Source organism: Pseudomonas sp. GW821-FHT02A11, assembly GCF_059421985.1.
Genome location: NZ_JBWKWB010000005.1, coordinates 1 through 24,357, shown reverse-complemented (window position 1 = coordinate 24,357; position 24,357 = coordinate 1). Strand labels below are relative to the sequence as shown.

At 60.1% G+C, this 24,357-nt stretch carries 18 protein-coding genes; 7 read left to right on the top strand and 11 right to left on the bottom strand.

Features of this window, described 5'->3' with window-relative positions; translation table 11 throughout:
• The first annotated feature begins 150 nt into the window (after positions 1–150).
• Genes AC07V9_RS09465 through AC07V9_RS09450 form a run of 4 tightly spaced genes read left to right on the top strand, consistent with a single transcriptional unit; the run spans position 151 to position 4,036 of the window.
• Complete coding sequence (locus AC07V9_RS09465; RefSeq protein ID WP_495015463.1) at positions 151–1,161, top strand: ABC transporter permease subunit; 1,011 nt, start codon at positions 151–153, stop codon at positions 1,159–1,161.
• A gap of 10 nt (positions 1,162–1,171) precedes the next feature.
• Entirely contained in the window at positions 1,172–2,083 is a 912-nt protein-coding gene (locus AC07V9_RS09460) for an ABC transporter permease subunit (RefSeq protein ID WP_495015462.1), read from the top strand.
• Positions 2,084–2,093: 10 nt separating this feature from the next.
• Positions 2,094–3,062 carry an ABC transporter ATP-binding protein gene (locus tag AC07V9_RS09455; protein ID WP_495015461.1) on the top strand — a complete coding sequence of 323 codons (969 nt, stop codon included), beginning with the start codon at positions 2,094–2,096 and terminating at the stop codon, positions 3,060–3,062.
• Positions 3,062–4,036 carry a peptide ABC transporter ATP-binding protein gene (locus AC07V9_RS09450; protein ID WP_495015460.1) on the top strand — a complete coding sequence of 325 codons (975 nt, stop codon included), beginning with the start codon at positions 3,062–3,064 and terminating at the stop codon, positions 4,034–4,036. Before AC07V9_RS09455 ends, AC07V9_RS09450 begins: the two co-directional genes overlap by 1 nt.
• Before the next feature lie 719 nt (positions 4,037–4,755).
• Here the strand turns inward: AC07V9_RS09450 and AC07V9_RS09445 are convergent.
• Both AC07V9_RS09445 and AC07V9_RS09440 read right to left on the bottom strand, forming a co-directional pair.
• The gene (locus AC07V9_RS09445) at positions 4,756–7,323 is read right to left on the bottom strand and encodes a PepSY domain-containing protein (RefSeq protein ID WP_495015784.1); all 2,568 of its coding nucleotides are present in this window, start codon (positions 7,321–7,323) and stop codon (positions 4,756–4,758) included.
• A 334-nt stretch (positions 7,324–7,657) separates the two neighbouring features.
• Entirely contained in the window at positions 7,658–9,982 is a 2,325-nt protein-coding gene (locus tag AC07V9_RS09440; RefSeq protein ID WP_495015459.1) for a TonB-dependent receptor, read from the bottom strand.
• A gap of 199 nt (positions 9,983–10,181) precedes the next feature.
• On the opposite strand from AC07V9_RS09440, the gene AC07V9_RS09435 reads away from it, so the two are divergent.
• Positions 10,182–10,862, top strand: a complete 681-nt coding sequence (locus AC07V9_RS09435) for a Fe2+-dependent dioxygenase (RefSeq protein ID WP_495015458.1) — start codon at positions 10,182–10,184, stop codon at positions 10,860–10,862.
• Between the two features lie 3 nt (positions 10,863–10,865).
• Positions 10,866–11,678, top strand: coding sequence for a tetratricopeptide repeat protein (locus AC07V9_RS09430; RefSeq protein ID WP_495015457.1), 813 nt, complete (start codon positions 10,866–10,868; stop codon positions 11,676–11,678).
• Positions 11,679–11,683: 5 nt separating this feature from the next.
• Here AC07V9_RS09430 and AC07V9_RS09425 read toward each other — a convergent pair whose 3' ends face one another.
• The 7 genes from AC07V9_RS09425 to AC07V9_RS09395 form a co-directional block, all read right to left on the bottom strand.
• A complete protein-coding gene (locus tag AC07V9_RS09425) occupies positions 11,684–12,691 on the bottom strand; it encodes an alpha-xenorhabdolysin family binary toxin subunit B (RefSeq protein WP_495015456.1) in 1,008 nt (335 codons plus the stop codon).
• Positions 12,692–12,739: 48 nt separating this feature from the next.
• Positions 12,740–13,921 (bottom strand): alpha-xenorhabdolysin family binary toxin subunit A, encoded by a 1,182-nt coding sequence (locus AC07V9_RS09420; protein WP_495015455.1) that lies wholly within the window; start codon positions 13,919–13,921, stop codon positions 12,740–12,742.
• Positions 13,922–14,211: 290 nt separating this feature from the next.
• Positions 14,212–15,375, bottom strand: a complete 1,164-nt coding sequence (locus AC07V9_RS09415; protein WP_495015454.1) for a type III PLP-dependent enzyme — start codon at positions 15,373–15,375, stop codon at positions 14,212–14,214.
• A 457-nt stretch (positions 15,376–15,832) separates the two neighbouring features.
• Positions 15,833–16,999 (bottom strand): osmoprotectant ABC transporter ATP-binding protein OsmV, encoded by a 1,167-nt coding sequence (locus AC07V9_RS09410; protein WP_495015783.1) that lies wholly within the window; start codon positions 16,997–16,999, stop codon positions 15,833–15,835.
• An 11-nt stretch (positions 17,000–17,010) separates the two neighbouring features.
• Complete coding sequence (locus AC07V9_RS09405) at positions 17,011–17,664, bottom strand: ABC transporter permease (protein ID WP_166593761.1); 654 nt, start codon at positions 17,662–17,664, stop codon at positions 17,011–17,013.
• Entirely contained in the window at positions 17,661–18,629 is a 969-nt protein-coding gene (locus AC07V9_RS09400; RefSeq protein WP_495015453.1) for a glycine betaine ABC transporter substrate-binding protein, read from the bottom strand. The genes AC07V9_RS09405 and AC07V9_RS09400 overlap by 4 nt, the downstream gene beginning before the upstream one ends.
• Before the next feature lie 26 nt (positions 18,630–18,655).
• The gene (locus AC07V9_RS09395; RefSeq protein ID WP_495015452.1) at positions 18,656–19,369 is read right to left on the bottom strand and encodes an ABC transporter permease; all 714 of its coding nucleotides are present in this window, start codon (positions 19,367–19,369) and stop codon (positions 18,656–18,658) included.
• Between the two features lie 344 nt (positions 19,370–19,713).
• On the opposite strand from AC07V9_RS09395, the gene AC07V9_RS09390 reads away from it, so the two are divergent.
• Entirely contained in the window at positions 19,714–21,297 is a 1,584-nt protein-coding gene (locus AC07V9_RS09390; RefSeq protein ID WP_495015451.1) for a peptide chain release factor 3, read from the top strand.
• 124 nt (positions 21,298–21,421) lie between these two features.
• Here the strand turns inward: AC07V9_RS09390 and ggt are convergent, their stop codons facing one another.
• The gene (ggt, locus tag AC07V9_RS09385) at positions 21,422–23,092 is read right to left on the bottom strand and encodes a gamma-glutamyltransferase (protein ID WP_495015450.1); all 1,671 of its coding nucleotides are present in this window, start codon (positions 23,090–23,092) and stop codon (positions 21,422–21,424) included.
• A gap of 179 nt (positions 23,093–23,271) precedes the next feature.
• On the bottom strand, positions 23,272–24,171 hold the full coding sequence (locus tag AC07V9_RS09380; protein ID WP_495015449.1) for an NAD-dependent epimerase/dehydratase family protein: 900 nt from the start codon (positions 24,169–24,171) through the stop codon (positions 23,272–23,274).
• Positions 24,172–24,357 lie beyond the last annotated feature (186 nt).

Sequence of the window (24,357 nt, the reverse complement as noted above, 5' to 3'; positions counted from 1 at the left end):
AGGTGAGGCAAGGCGAAAACAGCCGAGGAAGCGGAGTCTACGAGTTTGTAAATGAGCATTCCGAGGCTGTTTTCAACGCAGCATCACCGAGTGTCAGGACGTTTCGACCCGTCGGGACACGCCTAACCGGCAGATGAGGTACACGAGAAGATGTTTAGTTTTATCGCTCGCCGAGTGGGGTTACTGATACCCACCTTCTTCGGCATCACCTTGCTGACCTTCGCACTGATTCGCCTGATTCCGGGCGACCCGGTCGAAGTCATGATGGGTGAACGCCGGGTCGATCCGCAAATGCACGCCCAAGCCATGGAACGCCTTGGCCTGAACAAACCCCTTTATGCGCAATACATCGACTACGTCGGCAAGCTCGCCCATGGCGACCTGGGCGAGTCGCTGCGGACGCGCACGAGCGTGTGGACCGAATTCACATCGCTGTTCCCTGCGACACTGGAACTGTCGATTGCGGCGCTGATATTCGCTGGCATCATCGGGCTTCTGGCCGGGGTCATTGCGGCCTTGCGACGAGGGTCCCTGTTCGACCATGGGGTGATGGGTATCTCGCTTGCGGGCTACTCGATGCCGATTTTCTGGTGGGGCCTGATCCTGATCATGTTCTTCTCGGTATCGCTGGGCTGGACCCCGGTATCGGGTCGAATCGACCTTTTGTACGACATCGAACCGAAAACCGGCTTCATGCTGATCGACACCCTGCTCAGCGACGAAGAAGGCTCGTTCATCGATGCCCTGCGTCACCTGATCCTGCCAGCCATCGTGCTGGGCACCATCCCGCTGGCGGTGATCGCCCGGATGACTCGCTCCTCGATGCTCGAAGTGCTGCGTGAAGACTACGTGCGTACCGCCCGTGCCAAAGGCCTGTCGCCTGCCCGAGTGGTGTTCGTGCATGGCCTGCGCAACGCGCTGATCCCGGTCCTGACCGTGTTCGGCCTGCAAGTGGGCACCCTGCTGGCCGGTGCCGTGCTGACCGAAACGATCTTCTCCTGGCCGGGTATCGGCAAGTGGCTGATCGAAGCCATCGGCGCCCGTGACTACCCTGTCGTGCAGAACGGCATCCTGCTAATCGCCTGCCTGGTGATTCTGGTGAACTTCGTGGTGGACATCCTCTACGGCTTCGCCAACCCACGCATTCGTCACCAGCGCTGAGATCACGACCATGAATACACCTGTTCCTGTAACAGCAGTCGATCAAAGCCTGCTGTACCCCTCTGTCTACAAAGAGTTCTGGCAGCATTTTTCGAAGAACAAGGGCGCCGTGGCCGGTCTGGCCTTCATGGCGCTGATCGTGTTCTGCGCAATCTTCGCCCCGTGGGTTGCGCCCCATGACCCGAGCGAGCAGTACCGCGACTTCCTGCTGACCCCACCGGTGTGGCTCGAAGGCGGCCAGTGGCAGTTCCTGCTGGGCACTGACGAGCTGGGCCGCGATCTGCTGTCCCGCCTGATACAGGGTTCGCGCCTGTCGCTGCTGATCGGTTTGTCCTCGGTGGTGATGTCGCTGATTCCGGGCATCCTGATGGGCCTGCTGGCCGGTTTCTTCCCGAAAATCCTCGGCCCGACCATCATGCGTTTGATGGACATCATGCTGGCCCTTCCTTCGCTGCTGCTGGCTGTGGCCATCGTCGCGATCCTCGGCCCTGGCCTGATCAACACGGTGATCGCCATCGCCATCGTGTCGCTGCCGTCCTATGTGCGTCTGACCCGCGCTGCGGTCATGGGCGAACTGAACCGCGACTACGTGACCGCTGCCCGTCTGGCTGGCGCCACCCTGCCGCGCCTGATGTTCATCACCGTGCTGCCCAACTGCATGGCGCCGCTGATCGTTCAGGCCACCTTGAGTTTCTCCTCGGCAATCCTCGACGCTGCGGCGCTGGGCTTCCTGGGTCTGGGTGTACAACCGCCGACGCCTGAGTGGGGCACCATGCTCGCTTCGGCCCGCGACTACATCGAACGCGCCTGGTGGGTGGTGAGTCTGCCCGGCCTGACCATTTTGCTCAGCGTGCTGGCAATCAACCTGATGGGCGACGGTCTGCGCGATGCGCTGGACCCGAAACTCAAGAACGCCGCCTGAGGACGCCAGAATGCCATTACTAGACATCAAGAATCTGAACGTTCGTTTCGGCGATGCCACTGCCACTCCGGTCGTCGACGGCCTGAGCCTGAGCGTGGACAAAGGCGAAGTCCTGGCCATCGTGGGCGAGTCGGGTTCGGGTAAATCCGTGACCATGATGGCCCTGATGGGCCTGATCGATCATCCCGGCATCGTCACCGCCGACGCCCTGAGCTTCGACGGCAAGGACATGCTCAAACTGAGCGCGCGCCAGCGTCGGCAGATCGTCGGCAAGGATCTGTCGATGGTCTTCCAGGACCCGATGACCGCGCTGAACCCCAGTTACACCGTGGGTTTCCAGATCAAGGAAGTCCTCAAGCAGCACCTGGGCCTCAAAGGCAAGGCCGCTCACCAGCGCGCGCTTGAGCTGCTGCAGAAGGTCGAGATTCCGGGCGCTGCCCAGCGACTGGAAGCCTATCCGCATCAACTGTCCGGCGGCATGAGCCAGCGCGTCGCGATCGCCATGGCCATCGCCGGCGAGCCGAAACTGCTGATCGCCGACGAACCGACCACGGCGCTGGACGTGACCATTCAGGCGCAGATCATGGACCTGCTGCTGGCCCTGCAAAAAGAGCAGGACATGGGCCTGGTGCTCATTACCCACGACCTGGCCGTAGTGGCCGAAACCGCCCAGCGCGTGTGCGTGATGTACGCAGGCCAGGCGGTTGAGGTCGGTCAGGTCCCTGGCCTGTTCGACGTGCCAGCGCACCCGTACAGCGAAGCGTTGCTGGCTGCAATCCCCGAGCACAGCATGGGCGCCGAGCGTCTGGCCACCCTGCCGGGTATCGTTCCCGGTCGCTACGACCGTCCGAGCGGCTGCCTGCTGTCGCCACGCTGCCCGTACGTTCAAGAAAAATGCCGCCAACAGCGTCCTTCCCTGGATCCACAAGTCCACGGTCTGGTGCGCTGCTTCTATCCGCTGAATCAGGAGGTGGCGTGATGAGCGAAATCGTACTGACCGCCCGTGACCTTACCCGTCACTACGATGTATCCCAGGGTCTGTTCAAGCCCCACGCAACCGTGCGCGCCCTCAACGGCGTGTCCTTCGAGCTGGAAGCCGGCAAGACGCTGGCAGTGGTCGGTGAATCCGGCTGCGGCAAATCCACCCTCGCCCGCGCCTTGACGCTGATCGAAGAGCCGTCGTCCGGCTCGCTGAAGATCGCGGGGCAAGAAGTCACCGGCGCAACCAAAGCCCAGCGCAAGCAACTGCGCAAAGACGTGCAGATGGTGTTTCAGAGCCCTTACGCCTCGCTCAACCCGCGGCAGAAGATCGGTGACCAACTGGCTGAACCGCTGCTGATCAACACCAGCCTGTCCGCCGCCGAACGCCGCGAAAAGGTCCAGGCGATGATCCGTCAGGTGGGCTTGCGTCCCGAGCATTACCAGCGTTACCCGCACATGTTCTCCGGCGGTCAGCGTCAGCGTATCGCCCTGGCGCGCGCGATGATGCTGCAACCCAAGGTGCTGGTAGCGGATGAGCCGACCTCGGCGCTGGACGTGTCGATCCAGGCACAGGTGCTGAACCTGTTCATGGACATGCAGCAGGAGTTCAACACCGGTTATGTGTTCATCTCGCACAACCTGGCGGTGGTGCGGCATGTGGCGGACAGCGTGCTGGTAATGTACCTGGGGCGTCCAGCGGAGATGGGGCCCAAGGATGAGATCTACAGCCGTCCGCTGCACCCGTACACCCAGGCGTTGCTGTCGGCGACACCGGCGATCCATCCGGATCCGTTGAAACCGAAGATCAAGATTGTCGGTGAGTTGCCTAACCCGCTGAATCCGCCTTCGGGGTGTGCTTTCCACAAGCGCTGCCCGTATGCGACCGAGCGGTGCAGCAATGAGATTCCGGAGTTGCGGGCTGTGGATAACCGGCAGGTGGCTTGCCACTATGCGGAGCAGTTTGTGGCTTGATGGTTTGTCTGAAATGCAAGGGCCCCGCTTTGGCGGGGCTTTTTTATGGGTGGTTTTTTGGTTGTGTGTATCCGTTTTCAGAGGTTCTGCCTAACGGCAGAAGCGTTTCGCCTCCGGCGAGTTACTTGAAAAGACACCAAGTAACCAAGTGTCCTGCTCCTGGCTTGGCCCTCGTTCCTCAGGTTCCGTAACGAAGGCGACGCTCCGTGGGCCCGCGCCGAACGGACATCCATGTCCTTGCGGCGCTCTCGCGGCATCCATGGCGCTTGACCCACTGCGCGCCACCTGCGTTCAGCCTGCACCCAAGTCGCGATGGGTGTCGCCTGATCTATCGCGCATAAAGATAGAAAGCAGAAATACGCCGTGCTGGAGATTCCCTGTGGGAGCGAATTCATTCGCGAGGCGGTTGGACATTCCACACATTTCTATCGGATGTACGCCCTCTCGCGAATGAATTCGCTCCCACAGGGGAATTGCATGCATAGCGAGAATTTGCACCTGCACCTGCTTTTGATCTTGATCTTCCCACGCGATTGATCAGACGCCGCAGAACGCGACTTGGGTGCAGGCCGAACGCAGGCGATGCGCAGTGGGCCGAGCGGCAGGGATGCCGCGAGAGCCGCCCCGCCATGGATGGCGGATGGCGGCGGGCCCACGGAGCATCGCCTGTGTGAGGGAACACCGAAGCAATGGATAAGCACGCCAAACCCAATAACAACTCAATAAACATCTCGCCGATACCGCCCTTGCTCGATCAACGCCTCTACGCGTTGAGCACCAAGCACCTCAACCAGCACCGAATCCACGCCAGTCGCCATCCCCTCAAGACTCCCGCAGACATAGATCGCAGCGCCCTCTTCCACCCAGAGCCGCAACTCATCGGCCGCATCGCGCAGGCGATCCTGGACATACACCTTCTGCGCCTGATCGCGAGAAAACGCGAGGTCCAGCCGCGCCAGATCTCCCGACGCCAACCAGCCCTGAAGCTCATCACCACAGTGGAAATCGTGGGCCAGATTACGCTCGCCAAACAGCAGCCAGTTACGCGGCTCGCCCTGAGCGATCCGTGCCTTGAGCAGACTGCGCAGCCCTGCCAGCCCCGTACCGTTGCCGATCAGAATTATCGGCGCAGGCTCGCTCGGCAGATGGAAACTGCTGTTGCGCCGAATACGCAGGCTGATCCCGTCGCCCACCGCAGCATGCTCGGTCAGCCAGCCCGAACCCAGGCCCAGGCTGCCATCCGGGTGCAGCTCCTGACGCACGATCAATTGCAGCGAACCGTCCTCGGGCATCGATGCAATGGAATACTCACGCATCGCCAGCGGCACCAGCGCATCGACCAGCGCCTGCGCATGCAACCCCACCAGATGGCTGCGGTTGGCGGGCAACTGACGGTTGCTCAGCGCCTGAGCGAGGGTTTCGTTGAGACCGTCGACCGTCACTTGAGTGTCGGCGGCGATGCCCAGCCCGGCAATGAATTGCTCCACGGCAAATGACGCGTTGCGAGGCAGCATTTCGATCAGGTCACCGGCTTGCCAGCGCGTGTCAGCGTCAGAAATCAAACCGAGCAAAAACACCTTCGAGCCGACGCTGTTCGGGTTCAGCCAGTCTCGCTGGGCCAGAACCCAGTTCTCGTATTCCGGCGCCTTCCAGGGGCTGGCCGGGGTCGAGCCGGTCAATTCGCCCAGTTGCTGCTGCCAGTGTTGCAGCGCGACGCTGTCGCCGCTGTCCACTTCAACCGGGGCGAACAGCGTGCTGCCGCCGCGCTCGCTGAGCCAGCCGTGCAGGCGCTGGGCGAAGCCGCAGAAGTGTTGGTACTGGCGATCGCCCAGGCCCAACACGGCGTAGTTGAGGTTTTCCAGCGACAGCGGGCGCCCCAGCAATTTACGCTCGAAGCCTCGAGCGCTGTCCGGTGCCTCGCCATCGCCGAAGGTGCTCACCACGAATAACGCGTTGCGGCTCTGATTGAGGTCCTGCTCGGTCATGTCTGCAAGGCGCTGCACGCGCACGGGCAACCCTGCCGACTGCAATTGGCCGGCGGTCTGCCAGGCCAGTTGCTCGGCGAACCCGCTCTGGCTGGCGAAGCCGATCAGCCACGCCGGGCCTTGGCTGCCGTAGTGGCTTGGGGTGGAAACCGCGACCTCACCCCGGGCATTGCGGATCTCGCGCTTCTTGCGACGACGATCCAGATACAGCAGCCATCCGGTAATGAAGAACAGCGGCATCAGCGCCGCCGCCACGGTGATGACGATGCGGCCGGTCATACCCCAGTAGCTGCCGGTGTGCAGCGAATAGTTGCTGACCAGCAGCTGCGCGCCATAGCCCTTCTCGCTGTAGCGCGAAACGGCCTTGAGCTTGCCGTTTGCCGGGTCGAGGGTGATCTGGTTCAGCGCGCGAGGGTGCGGCGAGTTCTTGAGGATGTAGTAGACCGTTGCCATCTGCCCCGGCGCTTGAGGCAGGCGCAGGTTGTAGCTTTTGAGGTCAGGACCGGCGGTTTTGTCGATGGTCTCCCAGATAGCGGCGTAGTCAAAAGCGACCTCGGCTTGAGGCACGGCATCGCGGGGGCCGCCAGCGCCTGGACGCGGGCCACCGCCCCCCCGCCGTTGTTCGCCTGCCACGGGAGGGTCGCCGATCAGTTTGTTCATGCCGTTGTTGAACCAGTCGTAAGACCAGTTCAGGCCAGTGACCGCCAGCAGCAGGTAGACGATCAGGCACCAGGTGCCAAACACCGAGTGCAGGTCCCAGTTGAAACTGCGGCCCTTCTTCGCCCAATCCAGGGTCAGCCATACACGCCAGTTCAAAGCCTGACGCGGCCAGCGCAGATACAGGCCGGACAGACAGAAGAACACCAGAATCAGCGTGCACGCTGCCGTCACTTGCTTGCCGTATTCGCCCGCGGCCAGAAAGCGGTGCAGGTTGAGCACGAAGCCAAAGAAGTCCTGACCGGCAGCATCGGGCTTGAATTCGCCGGTGTACGGATCGAAGTTGTGCATCTGGCCGCGGCGCTCGCCCGGTGGCGGCTTGAACCAGACCTGCGCGGCACGGTCGCCGTCGACTTCGATACGAAACATCGAGACGGTGTCATTGCCCTGGGCTTGGAGTTTGCTGACCATTTCGGTCAACGACAGCTGATGCTCGCGGGGCTGCACGAACAACGCGTCGGGGTTGAGCGCATCCATGATTTCGTCCCCGAACGAATACAGCGCGCCGGTGATGCCCATCAGAGCCAGCACTAGACCCGCTGTGATCCCGAAGAACCAATGCACTTGAAACAGGACTTTCTTCAACACCCTCAATCACCTCGATAACCCGCTGCGACGCGCATTATGCGCACAAACGGAATGCATTCTCATGCGTGGCTGATTCTTTATTAGGTTTCAGGCTGGACACAAAAATCTGCGTTAACCCCAATTTCAACGACGACACTAACCCTGTGGGAGCGAATTCATTCGCGAGAGGGCGGGACAGGCGATACATCTCTACCGCCAGTCCCACCGCCTCGCGAATGAATTCGCTCCCACAGGTTCAACGTCCGCAAGCCATGCGAAAACCATCATTCGCTCGACACACAAAAGCCCCACCCGCCAGAGGCAGGTGGGGCTTGCCGATCCGCTTCGTTGATCAGAAGTGGAAAGCGGTAGTCAGCAAGGCGGTACGACCGGCTGCCTGATTGGCGAAATGCGCCGCGTAGGCTTTGTCGTAGTAGGTCTTGTCAGTGAGGTTCTGCACGTTCAGTTGCAGGTCGATGTTCTTGGTCAGCTTGTACGAAGCCATGGCGTCGTAACGGGTGTAGGACGGCACGTACACGGTGTTGGCAGTGTCACCCCAGACCTGACCAACGTAGAACGCGCCACCGCCAATGGTCAGCTTCGGCGTGATGTCATAGGTGGTCCACAGGCTGGCGCTGTGCTTGGCGGTGTTGGGCATTTCATTGCCATCCTGCGAGGCCGCGCCCGCAGTGACGGCACCGTTACGACCCACCAGGCCGGAACTGACCAGCTCGCTGTCCAGGTAGCTGTAGCCGGCGAACACTTGCCACTGATCGGTGAGCTTGCCGCTGGCGGTCAGTTCCACACCGTCGACTCGGGACTTGCCAGCGTTCTGATAGGTGTTGGTGCTGACCAGTACGCGGGTGTTTTCTTTCTCGGTACGGAACACCGCCGCGGTCAACGACAGGCGCTCGTTGAGGAAGTCCCACTTGGTGCCCACTTCGTAGTTCTTGGTGGTTTCCGGTTCCAGATCGCTGGTCAGTGTGCCGCCGTCAGCAATCAGGCCGTTACCGTCAGTCCCTTCATTGAGCATGCCGCCTGGCGGGGTGGCCGATGTGGCGAACGAGGTGTAGATGCTGCCGTTCTCAACCGGCTTGTAAACGACACCCGCCTGCCAGTTCCAGAAGTTGCTGTTGTTCTTGCTGCGCGTGGTTGCAGCAGTGAGGCTGTCGGTTTTGGCCGAGGTGTCGAAGCTGTCGAAACGCGCGCCCAGATTGACCTGCCACTGCGGGTTCAGCTCGATGGTGTCGAAGGCATACAGCGAGCGGGTGAAACCGATGGTGTTGGTGCCTTTGTAGTTGCGGGCGATCGTGCCGGTGTAATCGTCGTCGGGATTGGGGTTGCTCAACGAAGTGCAGGTACCGCCGTAGACTTCACCGACCTGACAGCCCACGCCACCCGGAGAAGCTGCGGTCGGGTTGGTGTTTGCTGGGTTAGCGAAGGTGTAACCGCTGACCTTGCTCACTTCACGGGTCAGCTCAAGGCCTGTGGAGTAGCTGTTCTTGAAGCCCGCGAGCTGGAACGTACCGAACAGATCGGTCTGGTTGGTCGTGGTTTCGGTGGTGCTGACGCGGGCGTTGGCCCGACGCCAGACGGTGCCACGGGCGTTGACGTTATGCTGGCTGTCGTCCGGCTGGGTGAGGATGTAGTCCTGACCCACGTTGCCATGACGGAAGGTACTTTTCAGCGTCATGTCTTCGTTGAAGTCATGCTCGAAGCTGATGGTCGAGATGTCGCTGCGGGTCTTGCGGAAGTCGCGGTCTTTCAGGCCATAGAAGTTGTTGCTGTTGCCACCGTCGGTGGGCTTGTCGTGCACGTGAACAGCGGTGGTGGATGTCGAGCCGTAGCCGTACGGAATGCCCGAATCCGGCAGGTCATTGCCTTCAACGTGGTAGTAGCTCAGGTTCAGGCGGTTCTCGGTGCCCAGGCCGAAGGTCACCGACGGTGCCACGCCCCAACGGTCGTAATTGATCGCGTCGCGGCCGGCAACGTTCTGCTCGTGGCTCATCAGGTTCAGGCGGAACGCTGCGGTGTCGAGGAACTTGCGGTTCACGTCCAGGGTGTAACGACGGGTCTGATCGGTGCCATAGGTGAACGCGCCGTTGGTGAAGTCATTGGCTTTTGGCAGTTTGCTGATCAGGTTGATGCTGCCGCCCGCCGAGCCGCGACCGCCGATGGCCGAGTTCGGACCCTTGCTCACTTCGATCGATTCGATGTCGAAGATTTCACGGCTCTGGGCGCCGGTGTCACGCACGCCGTCGATGTAAGTGTCACCCTGGGCGTCGAAACCACGAATGAACGGGCGGTCACCCTGTGGGTTGCCACCTTCGCCGGCACCAAAGGTGATGCCCGGTACAGTGCGCAGTGCGTCTTGCAGCGAGGTGGCGGCGGTGTCCTTGAGCACTTGCTGAGGAATCACGGTGACCGAACGCGGGGTGTCTTTCAGCGGCGCGGTGTATTTCTGCGAAGCGCTTTTCTCGGTCTTGTAGTCGGTGGACTCCTGAGCCTCACCGGTGATGCTGGTCGCGCCCAGCGAAATGGCGTTGCCGTTGGTTTTTTCGGCTTCATCGGCGGCGTGGGCCAGTTGCGATGCGGACATTGCAGTGACCGCCATGCCGATCGCCGAAGCGAGAAGCCGTGGTGAACTGACGGACGGTTGTAAGGACTGGCGCGACATAGTGGTTTCCTTCCCCAAGGAATGTTTGAGGCCGCGGAATATAGATGGGAATCATTTGTATTCGCATAAAACTTACAATCTTTACAATTCCGCTTTACGGTTTTTGCCCGCTCATCCGTCCACGCGCGCTCGCAGGGTTTTACATAGCCAATAAGAATCACTACCATTCGCTACCTTTTCGATACCGAGTGGCTGCGCCATGCTCCTACACATTCCCGGCCTGTTTACCCGCGAGGAAGTGCTGCGCATCCGCCAAGCCCTGGAACAGACCGAATGGGCGGACGGCAAGATCACGGCCGGGCATCAGTCGGCCAAGGCCAAGCACAACCTGCAGCTTCCCGAGGGTCATCCGCTGGCGAAGGAAATCGGCGCCGCGATGCTCGAACGACTGTGGCAAAACCCGCTGTTCATGTCCGCCGCGCTGCCCCACAAGGTGTTTCCACCCTTGGTGAACTGCTACACCGGCGGCGGCAGTTTCGATTTCCACATCGATAACTCGGTGCGTCAGGCCCGAGGCAGTATCGAACGGGTGCGCACTGACCTGTCTTCGACGCTGTTCTTCAGCGACCCCGACGACTATGACGGCGGCGAACTGGTGATCCAGGACACCTTCGGCACCCGCGAAGTCAAGCTGCCAGCGGGCGACATGCTGCTCTACCCCGCCACCAGCCTGCATAAGGTCAACGCCGTGACCCGTGGCGCTCGCTATGCCTCATTTTTCTGGACCCAGAGCCTGGTGCGCGACGACGGCCACCGCACCCTGCTGTTCGAAATGGACGCCGCCATCCAGCAGTTGAGCCGCGACATGCCCGATCATCCTTCGTTGATCCAGCTGACCGGCACCTACCACAACCTGCTGCGCCAATGGGTCGAGGTCTGAATCATGACCTGGACGCTGCGACGCGAAGATGTACTCGACGGCCAACAACTGCGTGACATGCTTCAGGAGAATCCTGCTAGCGCTGCGCGGGCGATCCTCATTTCCGCGCAGGAAAACATCGTCGACGCCCAGGCATTGCTGGGTCAGATCCTCCTCGACGGCACCGGCATCGAACAGGACGCGGCGCTGGCACTGACCTGGTTCCAGATCGCCGCGCGCAATGGCCATGCCATGGCCACCAACATGGCGGGACGCTGCCACGAACATGGCTGGGGCTGCGAGCCCGATGCCGGCAAGGCTGCGCAGTTTTACCGCAAAGCCGCCGAAGCCGGGCTCGACTGGGGCTTCTACAACTACGGCAACTTGCTGGCCACCGGCCGTGGCGTGAACAAGGACCAGGCCCGCGCCCTGGCCTGCTACCGCAAGGCCGCGCAAATGGGTCACGCCAAATCGATGAACATGCTGGGGCGCTACCTGGAAGAAGGCGTGTGCTGCGAGCGCGATCTGGCTGCCGCCCATGACTGGTATCGGCGCTCGGCCCAGGGTGGAGATTTTCGTGGGCAGTTCAGCCACGCCGCCGTGCTGGCGGACCACGGTCAGATCGATGAGGCGCTGGTCTGGTTTGAAAACGCTTTGCGCATCGGCAACCTGAACTTCTTGCGGGTCAGTCGCAAGACATTACTGTCATCCTCGCATCCGCAAATTCGCGCACTGGCCATTGCGTATCACCAGCGCGCGGCGGAGTTGGGGGACGCCTCAGACCTTCATGAGTCGAATGCCCTGCGCCTGAGCAACCTGAGCCTTGCTCAGGGCTGAAGGGATCAGCTCTGCCATTGTCGACGCAAACCGTTGAGGTACGCAGTCATGGTCGCGGCATTTTCGATGAAGCGGCTGACTTGCTCGACCACATCCGCATTGGCGTCGAACTGGTTCTGCTGCGCAAAACCCCTGATCGCTTGAACGATAATGCTGGCCTCTCGCATGTACACCTGCTGATGCCCGGCCAGCCCCTGATAAGCCTTCAGTTGCCCGATCCTGAGTTCGGACTCGCTGATTTCGCTCTGAAGCTCGCGCAGCCTGCGCGTTAACGTATCCAGATCCCGTTGCAACTTAACCCTGAGTGAAATCAGGTGGCTGTACCTGACGGCCTCGCTGCTCAGGTTAAGCTGATTTTTCAGGCCTTCAAGCCCGGCCCGGATCGAACCCGCCAGCGGGTTCTTCGGGTCAATCTCAAGCAGCTTGGTCAGCGACTCCACCAAGGGTTTAAAACGATCCAGCAGGCTGATGGATTCGACCTCGGCAATCAGTTTGTTCAAGGCTGCTTCCTGCGTCTGCAACTCAACAAGTGGCTTGCCCTCTTCTTCAACCTTGGCCCTGACGGGAGCAATCTCGGCCTCCAACCGAATGATCACGGCGTCGGCGTCATCAAGGGTAATCGCTCTGAGGTTGCTCAACGCGTCGTCCAGGCTGCCAACGTGGTCGGCAACGTGGGAAATACGGTTGCGGGAGTCCTCTTCCAACTCCCGGGTCAGCTCGGCGAGCACGGCACTTGAGGCCGCCGGTGTCTGTTCGCGCAAATCCATGATGGTCTTGATCAGTTCGGGCAAACCGTCGGTTTTGAGCACGATGGGCGTAATGGTCAGAATATTGAGCCCCTGCGCGTCAGCGACCTTCAGGTCGAGAAGCAACGAGCGGAGCTTTTCGCGCAGCCGGGACAAGTAAATATCTCCCAATGCCAGCGCCTTTTGTCGCAATTGAGTACGACTGTCGTTAAAGGCAGCCATGTCGGGGGTGGGTATTTGAAAGGGAGCATCCATGATGTAAGGCATGTCGGTTCTCACACTGAATTTTATTTAACAAATTAGGCAACCGAATGATTAACGTTCGATGGCTTTATCGAACGCGGTTAACAGGTCGAAAGATTGCTTTTTGATATCGGTCCAGCTCGTAATGACAAACTTGAAACGCAGGACCAGAATGGCGAGATAAGTTGCATTACTCAGCCCCGCCACTCGGTTTTGTGAAGACTTGACCAATTCATCAAGCAGTACCCAGATACTTTCGAGCCCGGCGATCCCGACGGTTGCACCATCGATTCGCCCCTCCAGACCTTCAAGATTAGTTTCCAGGATACGCAACAGCCCCAGCAACTTGTTCAGTTTCAATAATTGTTCTTCAACGCGACGCTTGGTTTCGATTAACTCATTCTTTTCCTTGCGTACTCTTTCGGCTTTCGTTCCGAAAATCGACCCCGTTATAGCGGCGCCGATAGGGCCCCACCACACACCGATGACCGCGTATTTGACGTACTCGCCATACTCTGCGGTCTTTTGGTCGATCCGCTGGGTCAGGCTCGTCAGCTCGCCATTCAGCCGGGCGACTTCGCGGCTGGTGTCAGCGCTGTTGGACAGCCGTACTTTCAGGCTGACATCCGGAGCAATGCTGCCACGCAGGGTCTTCCTGAATTCGCCCACGCCTGCCTTGACCTTTGTGGTACTAGCACTGTGCTGTTGCAGGAGGGTTGTCAGCTCATCGAAAAAGCTCATCAGTACAGGGATCTGCGGTTGGTCACCCGGAGCCAGCGCCACGGGCGGCAGCGCGTCGATCTGTTCGGGCGTGAGATCCGAGACTTTCAGGCGCTGGTATGACTCAAGCCCGGTAACAAACTCGACGATGGTCCCGGCGGTCTCCAGCAGGCTGTCAGAGAACACGTACAGATCGCTCCCGACCTTGCGGATATCCGACTCCAGCGGGGCCCAGGTCTGGCAATGAGCGTTAATCATTACATAGAGATCGCGGATGTCTTCCGGCGCCAACCCGCTGATGCCGCTGCTGTAATTGCCGAGCAGCTGGCGAACCTGTTCCAGGCTTGTCGGCAGTGCCAGGCCGCTTTGAACATAGGCACGAATCTGTCGGGCATCTTCGGTGGCCAGAATCAACCCCGGGTCACGGGCAACTTGCGCCTCCTCTGCGCTGGCCACTTTCATGAAGTTGCCACTGGCCATTAACATTTCGTCCAGGGTATACGCGGGTGTACGTATAGTTTCTTTCTGTTGCATAATTAATTTCCTGATCGATCGTTACAATGAATTCCGCTCCTATTTGCCTCGCTTTACTTGAGCGGCAGACACAAACTAACAGAGCAACTCTCATTGGGATACCTGCCTTAATCCGACGCATAACGTAGGAAAAAGACCCAACCACACAGGAAATAAATAAGCAGCAACCACCAAAGCGGAGAAATTAAAACAACGTTAAGACGCTATTAATAAAACCTTGCCATCCCATAAAACCAGTCCATAAAAAAGCCCGCGATTTCTCGCGGGCTTTATGCGTTACAGCGTCAGGCTCAGATGTAGAACGATTTCAGCGGCGGGAAGCCGTTAAACTCTACAGCGCTATAGCTGGTGGTGTACGCGCCGGTCGACAGCCAATACAGGCGGTCACCGATGGCCAGGTTCAGCGGCAGGCCGTACTTGTAGTTCTCGTACATGATGTCGGCGCTGTCGCAGGTTGGGCCGGCGATCACGACTTCTTCGACTTCGCCTTTCTTCTCGGTCCAGATCGGGAATTTGATGGCTTCGTCCATCGTTTCGATCAGGCCGGAGAATTTGCCCACATCGGTGTAAACCCAACGCTCGACGGCGGTACGCGACTTGCGCGCAACCAGTACCACTTCGCTGACCAGAATACCGGCGTTGGCGATCAACGAACGGCCCGGCTCCAGGATGATTTCCGGCAGGTCATCGCCGAAGTCCTCTTTCAGGAAGCGGATGATTTCTTCGGCATAGGTTTCCAGGCTGTTGGTGCGGGTGATGTAGTTGGCCGGGAAGCCGCCACCCATGTTGATCAGCTTGAGTTCGATGCCGTCTTCTTCTTTCAGGCGCTCGAAGATCACCTTCACTTTGGCGATCGCGGCGTCCCACACGGAGATGTCGCGCTGTTGCGAGCCCACGTGGAAGGAGATGCCGTAAGGCACCAGGCCCAGGTCACGGGCCAGGATCAGCAGGTCCATGGCCATGTCGGTCTGGCAGCCGAATTTGCGCGACAGCGGCCAGTCAGCGGTGGTCGAGCCTTCGGTGAGGATACGCACGTAGACTTTCGCACCCGGCGCGGCCTTGGCGATGTTGCGCAGGTCGGCTTCGGAGTCGGTGGCGTACAGGCGCACGCCCTTCTCATAGAAGTAACGGATGTCCTTGGACTTCTTGATGGTGTTGCCGTAGCTGATGCGATCCGGGCCAACGCCACGGTCCATCACTTTGTCCAGCTCGTAGATCGAGGCGATGTCGAAGCTCGAACCTTTCTCTTTGAGCAGGTCGATGATTTCGACGGCCGGGTTGGCCTTGACCGCGTAGTAAACCTTGGCGAATTCGAAACCGGCACGCAGGTCATCGTAGGCCTGACTGATCATGGCGGTGTCGATGAGCACGAACGGGGTTTCTTGCTTGTCGGCGAACGCCTTCATTTTAGCGAAGGTGCTTTTCTCGAAATAATCTTCGACCTGAATCGACATGCGGGGGACTCCTGTTGGCAAACGGTAAAAAACAATGGGTGCGAGCGCATGCTCATGAACGTCCTCCGTATCCCCACTTTGGTTCGCCTACTTCCCAAGGCCGTTGACCGAAAGCAAAAAGGCCATGGGACGCGGGTTCCCTTGGCCTTGCTGTCTCGTCGTCAGTACTTGAGCCGGATGGATCGTTTCCAGCATGGACGTTCGGCGCGAACTTTAGGACCTGAGGGGCTGGAGATCAACAAAAAATGTCGCGTTTCTGCCCGTTTTTGCCAGACGGGCACGCGCGCTCGTTGAATCATCCTGTAGTAACCGACCGATGTGACAGGACGATGTTCCCGCAAGTGACTTTTTCGCGAATGAATTCGCTCCCACAGCCGGAATGCGATCTGCCTGTGGGAGCGAATTCATTCGCGATGGCGTAAGGTCAGGCAGCGAAAATGCAGCTGATCGAGTTAGATCACACCGACGCCTGCTCCGCCGCTTGCGCTGGCGAAACGATGCTGGTCTTCTTCCCGCGCGATTGCCCCGAGCTCAGGTACGCCGCAATCGACTCCTGGGTCACCTCACCCAAAAACACATTCTCGGCATCCAGCACCGGCAGCCACGCGCGGTTGAACTCGTACATGCGCGACAGCAGGATGCGCAAGTGTTCATCGTAGGCGGCGGTGGCGTTGAACGGGCGCAGGTATTGCTCGCAGGTGCCGGTCTGACGATGCAGGTCGCGACGACGTACGTAGCCCATGGCCTTGTTGGCGGCGTCGGTGACGACCACGTAGCGGCGGTCGTTTTCGTCCATGGCTTCCAGCGCCTCGGCCACCGGGGTTTGGGGGCTGACGCTCGGCGCGTTGTCGGCGGCGTCTTCGGCTTTCACCAACAGCAGGCGCTTGAGGGTGCTGTCCTGACCGACGAAATTGCTGACGAAATCGTCCGCCGGGTGAGCCAGCAGCGTGTCCGGATGATCGATCTGCAGCAGCTTGCCGGCGCGGAAGATGGCGATCTTGTCGCCCAGTTTGATCGCCTCGTCGATGTCGTGGCTGACCATGATCACGGTCTTGTTCAGCGCGCGCTGCATCTCGAAGAACTCGTTCTGGATCATCTCGCGGTTGATCGGGTCGACCGCCCCGAACGGCTCGTCCATCAACAGCAGCGGCGCGTCGGCAGCCAGGGCGCGGATCACGCCGATACGCTGTTGCTGACCACCCGACAATTCACGCGGATAGCGATGCAGGTACTGCTTGGGCTCCAGCTTGATCATGCTCATCAGCTCGCGGGCGCGGTCGTGGCATTTCTGTTTGTCCCAGCCGAGCAGTTTGGTCACGACCACGATGTTTTCTTCGATGGTCATGTTGGGGAACAGGCCGATCTGCTGAATGACATAGCCGATGTTGCGGCGCAGGGTCACTTCGTCCAGTTGGGTCGTGTCTTCGCCGTTGATCAGCACCTTGCCGGAGGTCGGCATGATCAGGCGGTTGATCATCTTCAGCGTGGTACTTTTGCCACACCCCGAGGGGCCGAGGAACACGCAGATTTCGCCTTCGTTGACGGTCAGGCTCACGGAGTCCACGGCTTTGACTTCCTTGCCGTTGCTCTGGAACGTCTTGGACAGGTTTTGCAGTTCGATCATGGTCTTGGCAGTCATTTGAGCAATCCTTTTGGAGTCAGCGAGCGTTGCAGCCATTGCAGAAGCAGGTCAGCGAAAATGGCCAGAATGCTGACCAATACGGCGCCGACGATGAGCATCGACATGTCGCTGCGGCTGATGGAGGCGAGGATGAGTACGCCCAGGCCACCGGCACCGATGGTGGCGGCGATGGTCATGACGCCGATGTTCATGACCACGGCGGTGCGTACGCCAGCGAGGATCACTGGCACGGCAATGGGCAGTTCGACCATGCGCAGGCGCTGGCCGAAGGTCATGCCGATGCCACGGGCGGCTTCGCGAATGCCAGGTTCGACGCCGGTCAGTGCCAGATACGTGTTACGCATGATCGGCAGCAGCGAATAGAGGAACACCGCCGTGATCGCAGGCAACGGTCCCAGGCCCTGGCCAAACTTGGAGTAGAACGGCAGCAGCAGCCCGAACAGGGCAATCGACGGCACCGTCAGCAGCACGGTCGCACTGGCTTGCAGCGGGCCAGCGAGCGCCGGGAAGCGGGTCATGACCACGCCCAACGGCACGCCCACCAGAATCGCCAGGGTCACTGCGATGCCGACGAGGGTGATGTGTTGCAGGGTCAGGTGAAACACCTGATTCCAGTCCAGATGGGAGAAAGCGCTGAAGAAGCTCATAGTTTCTCCTCTTGCTTTTCCACTGGCGTCTGTCTGATCGGTACGCTTTCAGCGGAAGGATTGATCGGATGGCTGCGCAGGAAATCGGCGGCCACGACAGTAGGGCTTTCGTGATCGACATCGATACGCGCGTTCAGATCGATCATGGTCTGGTTATCCAGCAGCGCGGCCAGCGGCTTGAGCTGCTCGGCCAGTTGCGGGTGCTTGTCCAGGTACTCTTTGCGAATCACTGGCGCGGCGGTGTAGTCCGGGAAGTAGTGTTTATCGTCGTCCAGCACCTTGAGTTTGAAGGCGTTCAAACGGCCGTCGGTGGTGTAGACCAGCCCGGCGAACACCTGCCCGTTACGCAGCGCGGTGTAGACCAGCCCCGCGTCCATCTGGCGGGTGTTCTCGCGGCTCAAGTTCATGTCGTAGTGCTTGACCAGCCCCACCAGCCCGTCGGAACGGTTGGCGAACTCGGTGTCGAGCGCGACGATATGACCCTGTTTCGCTTCATCCTTGAGCACAGCCGTCAGGCCTGAAACGTTGGTGATCTGCGGGTATTGGCGGGCGATCTTGTCCGGCAGCGCCAGCGCATAGGTGTTGTTGAACTTCGACGGCGACAGCCACACCAGGCCCTTTTTCGCGTCCAGTTCCTTGACCCGCTGGTAGGTCTGCTCGCTGTCGAGTTTTTCGTCGACATGGTTGTAGGCCACCAGCGACACCCCGGTGTATTCCCAGAGCATGTCCAACTGGCCGGATTCCTGCGCGCTGCGCGCCAGGTTGCTGCCCAGGCCGCCAGTGATCTGCACCTGATAGCCCTTGTCGCGCAGGTATTGCGCGGTCAACTCGGCGAGGATGGTCTGCTCGGTGAAGACCCGCGCGCCGATGCGCAAGACAGGTCGTTCGGCGGGGGCATCGGCGGCCTGGACAAATCCGGACAACAACAGGCCCGCGCCCACTATTAATGTGCATAACGTCTTCATGCGAATTCCTTTCTCTGCGCGGCCCGTTAGCGAGCCAGGCCACGTTCCAGCCAAAGACGACTCGCCAGGGTCACGGCGCCATCGAGCAACAGGGCCAGCAGCGCGGTACACGCGGCGCCCAGCACCAGTTGCGGCTGATTGTTCAGGGCGATGCCGGGGAAGATCAGGCTGCCGAGGCTGTTGGCGCCGATCAGGAAGGCCAGCGGCGCGGTGCCGACGTTGATCGCCAGCGCCACACGCACGCCGCCGATGATGATCGGCACGGCATTGGGCAGCTCGACGCGCCATAACACCTGACGGGGCGTCATGCCGATGCCGGTGGCAGCTTCCTTGAGAGAACCCTGGACGTTTTTCAGGCCTTCGTAGGTGTTGCGCACGATGGGCAACAGAGAGGCGAGGAACAGCGCGAAGATCGCAGGTCCACTGCCGATACCCAGGACGCCCAGGGCAATGGCCAGAACCGCGAGAGGAGGAACGGTGTTACCGATATTGAAGATCTGCATGAAACGTTCGGCGCGGCCAACCATGTTCGGTCGGCTCAAGACAATGCCGGTCGGGATTCCGACCACCAGTGCCGCGAGCATCGATGCCAGTACCAGCATCACGTGGGCTTGCAGATAAAACAGCAGATCATCCTGATACTGCTTGAGCGTATCGATGCCGATCCAATGGATCAGCAGGGCCAGGAGTACGATAGCGATCGTACCTCCCATCAGCCCCTTGCCATAGCGATTAGCCACGGGCGGACTCCTTATTTCAGTCGGCGAACGCCTCGCCTTCGACAGCCGTTTCGGGCCATGGGCGAACGTTCGCGAAGAGCAGCGGGTGGGTCGCCGGTAAGGGTTTAACCTCGGCGAAAACACGAGCCATGAGCGCAGCTTCGTCAAGCTAACTTGCTGATTTTGCGACCCTTGGCAGTTTGCAGAGCTACTTGCGCAGCCAGGGAGTGGACGTCTCCACAACCGCAAAGGTTCCCACGCGGGATGCTATTTGGCCACCCTTTATCGACTGAACGGTTCGGTTATTCGCTTGGTTTGGGCTATAATCGCCGCCCTTTTTTGAATCACCTCTCGGGCGATTTCCCATGACCAGACAGGCCGCCGAAGTCGCGAAACGCCGCACTTTCGCCATTATTTCTCACCCCGACGCCGGTAAGACCACTATCACCGAAAAGCTTTTGCTGATGGGCAAGGCGATTGCCGTCGCCGGTACGGTGAAGTCCCGCAAGTCCGACCGCCATGCCACCTCCGACTGGATGGAGATGGAAAAGCAACGGGGTATTTCCATTACCACGTCGGTCATGCAGTTCCCTTATCGCGAACACATGATCAACCTGCTCGACACCCCGGGTCACGAAGACTTCTCGGAAGACACCTATCGCACCCTGACCGCCGTTGACTCGGCGCTGATGGTGCTCGACGGCGGTAAGGGCGTCGAGCCGCGGACCATCGCCCTGATGGACGTCTGCCGTCTGCGTGACACGCCGATCGTCAGCTTCATCAACAAACTCGACCGCGACATCCGCGACCCGATCGAGCTGCTGGACGAAATCGAAGCGGTCCTCAAGATCAAGGCCGCGCCAATCACCTGGCCGATCGGCTGCTACCGCGACTTCAAGGGCGTGTACCACCTGGCGGGCGACTACATCATCGTCTACACCCCGGGTCACGGCCATGAACGCACCGAGACCAAGATCATCCAGAAGCTGGACTCCGACGAAGCCCGCGCGCACCTGGGCGACGAGTACGAGCGCTTCATCGAGCAGCTCGAACTGGTTCAAGGTGCCTGCCACGAGTTCAACGAGCAGGAATTCCTCGACGGCCACATGACCCCGGTGTTCTTCGGGACCGCGCTGGGCAACTTCGGTGTCGACCACGTGCTGGACGCTGTCGTGGACTGGGCGCCGAAGCCGCTGGCACGGGTTGCCAACGAGCGCACCGTTGAGCCGGTCGAAGAGAAGTTCTCGGGCTTTATCTTCAAGATCCAGGCGAACATGGACCCCAAGCACCGCGACCGCATTGCTTTCATGCGCATTTGTTCGGGCAAGTACGACAAAGGCATGAAGATGCGCCACGTGCGTACCGGCAAGGACCTGCGCATCGGCGACGCCCTGACGTTCTTCTCCAGCGAGCGTGAACAGCTGGAAGAAGCCTACGCCGGCGACATCATCGGTCTGCACAACCACGGCACGATCCAGATCGGCGACACCTTCACCGAAGGCGAAGCGTTGGGCTTTACCGGCATCCCGCACTTCGCCCCGGAACTGTTCCGTCGCGTTCGCCTGCGCGATCCGCTGAAATCCAAGCAGCTGCGTCAGGGCCTGCAACAGCTGGCCGAAGAAGGCGCCACTCAGGTGTTCTTCCCGCTGCGCAGCAACGACATCATCCTCGGCGCCGTCGGTGTGCTGCAGTTCGACGTCGTCGCCAGCCGCCTTAAAGAGGAATACAAGGTGGAATGCTCCTACGAGCCGATCACCGTGTGGTCCGCGCGCTGGATCGATTCGGGCGACAAGAAGAAGCTCGAGGAATTCGAGAACAAGGCCGTGGAAAACCTTTCGATGGACGGCGGCGGTCACCTGACCTACCTGGCGCCAACGCGGGTCAACCTGAGCCTGATGGAAGAGCGCTGGCCGGATATCAACTTCCGCGCGACGCGCGAGCATCATTAAGCAACACCAGCCCTCGTAGGAGCGCGCTTGCCCGCGATGACATACATCCAAACACATTGATGTTGGATGACACACCGCAATCGCGGGCAAGCGCGCTCCTACAGTGGGCGCGCCACCGCCAGCCTCACTTCACCACCCTCCCCACGCCTCTCCCTCTTGGGTCCGACGCTGTTTCGACTTTCGAGCCCTCGATCCTGATCGCCTGAATGTTGCCCATCGACCAGCCCTGATCTTTCAGCGTGTACCCCATCGTCTTCAGTTCATCAGCGGTCTTTTCACTCAGCGGCGCAAATTTCTCGGTGAAGATCGTGTCCTTCGGCAACAGCTGGTGATGCACCCGTTGTGCGGCCACGGCGTCTTTGAGTGGCAGGTGGAAGTCATACAGGTTGTTCAGCACCTGAAACACGGTGGTGAAAATCCGCGAGCCGCCCGGTGTGCCCAGCACCAGCGTCACCGCCCCATCGCGGGTGACCAGACTCGGGCTCATCGACGACAGCATGCGCTTGCCAGGCTCGATGGCGTTGGCGTCGCCGCCGACCACGCCAAAGGCATTGGCCACGCCGGGTTTGGCGCTGAAGTCGTCCATCTCGTCGTTCATCAGAAAACCTGCACCCGAAACCACTACACCGCTGCCGTAATCCCAGTTCAGCGTGTAGGTGTTGCTGACCGCGTTGCCTTTGGCGTCGACGATGGAGAAGTGCGTGGTCTGATGGGATTCAAGCCCGGCCTTGACCTTTTCGGTCGGTGAAATGGCCGTCGGGTTGACCTCACTGGCGCGCTGGGCCAGGTAGACCTGATCGATCAACTCGCTGACCGGTGGATTGGAAAAGTCCGGGTCACCCAGATAATTGGCGCGGTCGGCGAACACACGTTTTTCGATTTCTGCGAGCAGGTGAATGTAGCGCGCCGAATTGAGCGGCACGCCTTTGAAGTCCTCGCTCAGCTGTTGCTTGATGCCGATCAACTGCGCCAGCGCCACACCGCCGGAGCTGGGCAGCGGCGCGGTATAGAGAGTGTTGCCGTTGAAATTCACATGCAGCGGCTTGCGCCACAGGGTCTTGTAATCGGCCAGGTCCTGCTTGGCGATCAGGCCGTTGTCGTGCTGCATCTGCGCCACCAGAAGGTCAGCGGTCTGACCGTGGTAGAACTCGTCCGCCCCCTTGTCGGCGATGCGTTCCAGGGTTTTGGCGAGTTCAGGCTGGCGGAAGGTTTCGCCGCTTTTCATGTTGCCGAAATAGTCGCCGAAATTGGTTTTGCCGTTGAGTTGCTTGATCGCCTCGGCGCCGTACATGTATTGCTTGTCAGCCACCGTGAAGCCGTTTTTCGCGTAGCCGATGGCCGGCGTCAGCAACTCGGCCCAAGGCAGCTTGCCGAATTTTCTGTGGGCCTCCCACAACCCCATCACCGTGCCCGGCACACCCGAAGCGCGGGCGCCGACCAGGCTCATGCCGGGAATCACGTCGCCTTTTTCATCCAAATACATGTCGCGACTGGCGGCTTTTGGCGCGGTCTCGCGGTAGTCGAGGAAGTAGGGTTTGCCATTCATGAACAGGGTCATGAAGCCCCCGCCGCCGATATTCCCAGCCTCGGGATACGTCACCGCCAAGGTGAAGGCCGTGGCGACAGCGGCGTCGACGGCATTGCCGCCTTTTTTCAGGATTTGCGCAGCGACGTCAGCGCCGTACTGGTCGGGGGAAGCAACAGCCCCACCCTCCAGCGTGATGGCGGCATACACCGGGGAGCTGACGGCGAAGATCATCGACAAGGTGAGGGTCTTGAGGGTCACGACTCGCATAGGGCGTCCTTTATGAGCAAAGGTGGCAGCGTGTGGCAGGGGGAGGTCTGAGCGCTGATCTGTCGAACGGCTGAGCACGCTAGCGTCCCGCGCAAAACGATGTGAGGTCAATAGGTATCGCATGAACGCAAACGGCCACCCGAAGGTGGCCGTTGTCCGCGCGCTATCATCTGGCCGTGTCAGCCTTTGATCATCTCGCCCTTGATCCACTCGATTACGGACGTGGTTTTCGGCACCCAGCCCAGCAATTCGCGGGCATGCTTGCCGCGCACGCGACTGTTGGAGCCCAGGCCGTAATTGGCCATCTCGTAGCCCCACTCGGTCTCGGCGTCCTTGAGCGGCCAGTCCTGCGCTTTGCCCAGGCCCAGCGCTTCGGCAATGGCATTGCTCATGTCGTGGAACGAGGCTTCGCCGCTTTCGACAAAATAGAAGGTACCGGCCGGGCTCTTTTCCAGCGCCAGCGCGTAGAGCTCGACCACGTCGTTGATGTGCACGTTGGACCAGATGTTGCCGCCGGTGCCGACGTGACGAACGATGCCGCTCTTGCGTGCCTGCTTCACCAGACGCGGCAACTGCACGCTGTCGCGGTTCACGCCCAGGCTGTGGCCGTAGATCAGGGTGTTGCACAGCACCGCTGAACGCACACCTTCTTTCGCGGCGGCGAGCACCAGGTCGTCGATGGCCACCCGGGCGGCCTTGTCTGGCGTGGCGGCAGGCAGTTGGTCTTCGTAGTAGATCCTGTCGGTGCCTTTGCCGCCCGACGCGTCGCCGACGATGCTCGAACCGCTGGTGTGCAGGAAGGGTTTGTTCGAACCCTTCAGGCCTTCGATCAGTGCCTCCACCGCGCCGCGATGGTCGCTGCTGGCGGCGTTGATCACACCGTCGGCCTTGCGCGCCTGTTCAATCAGCATGGTTTTATCGTCCAGCGTGCCGATGACCGGAACGATGCCCAGCGCCTTGAGTTCATCCGCTTGCTCGGCGTTGCGCACCAGACCAGTGACGTGATGCCCTTTCTGGACCAGACCGGTGGCGATGGAGCCACCGATAAAACCTGCGGCGCCGGTAATGAAAATGTTCATGTGGTGACTCCCGATTGGCTGTAAATGATGGAGCCAGTATCGGCGTGCGCTTCCTTGCGAAAAACCGCTGTCGGACCAAATGACTCTTGCGTGCAGATCACGAATACGCAATGCCCCACTGTAGGAGCGCGCTTGCCCGCGATTGCGTCCATGCAGACGCATTGATGTTGGATAGCACACCGCAAT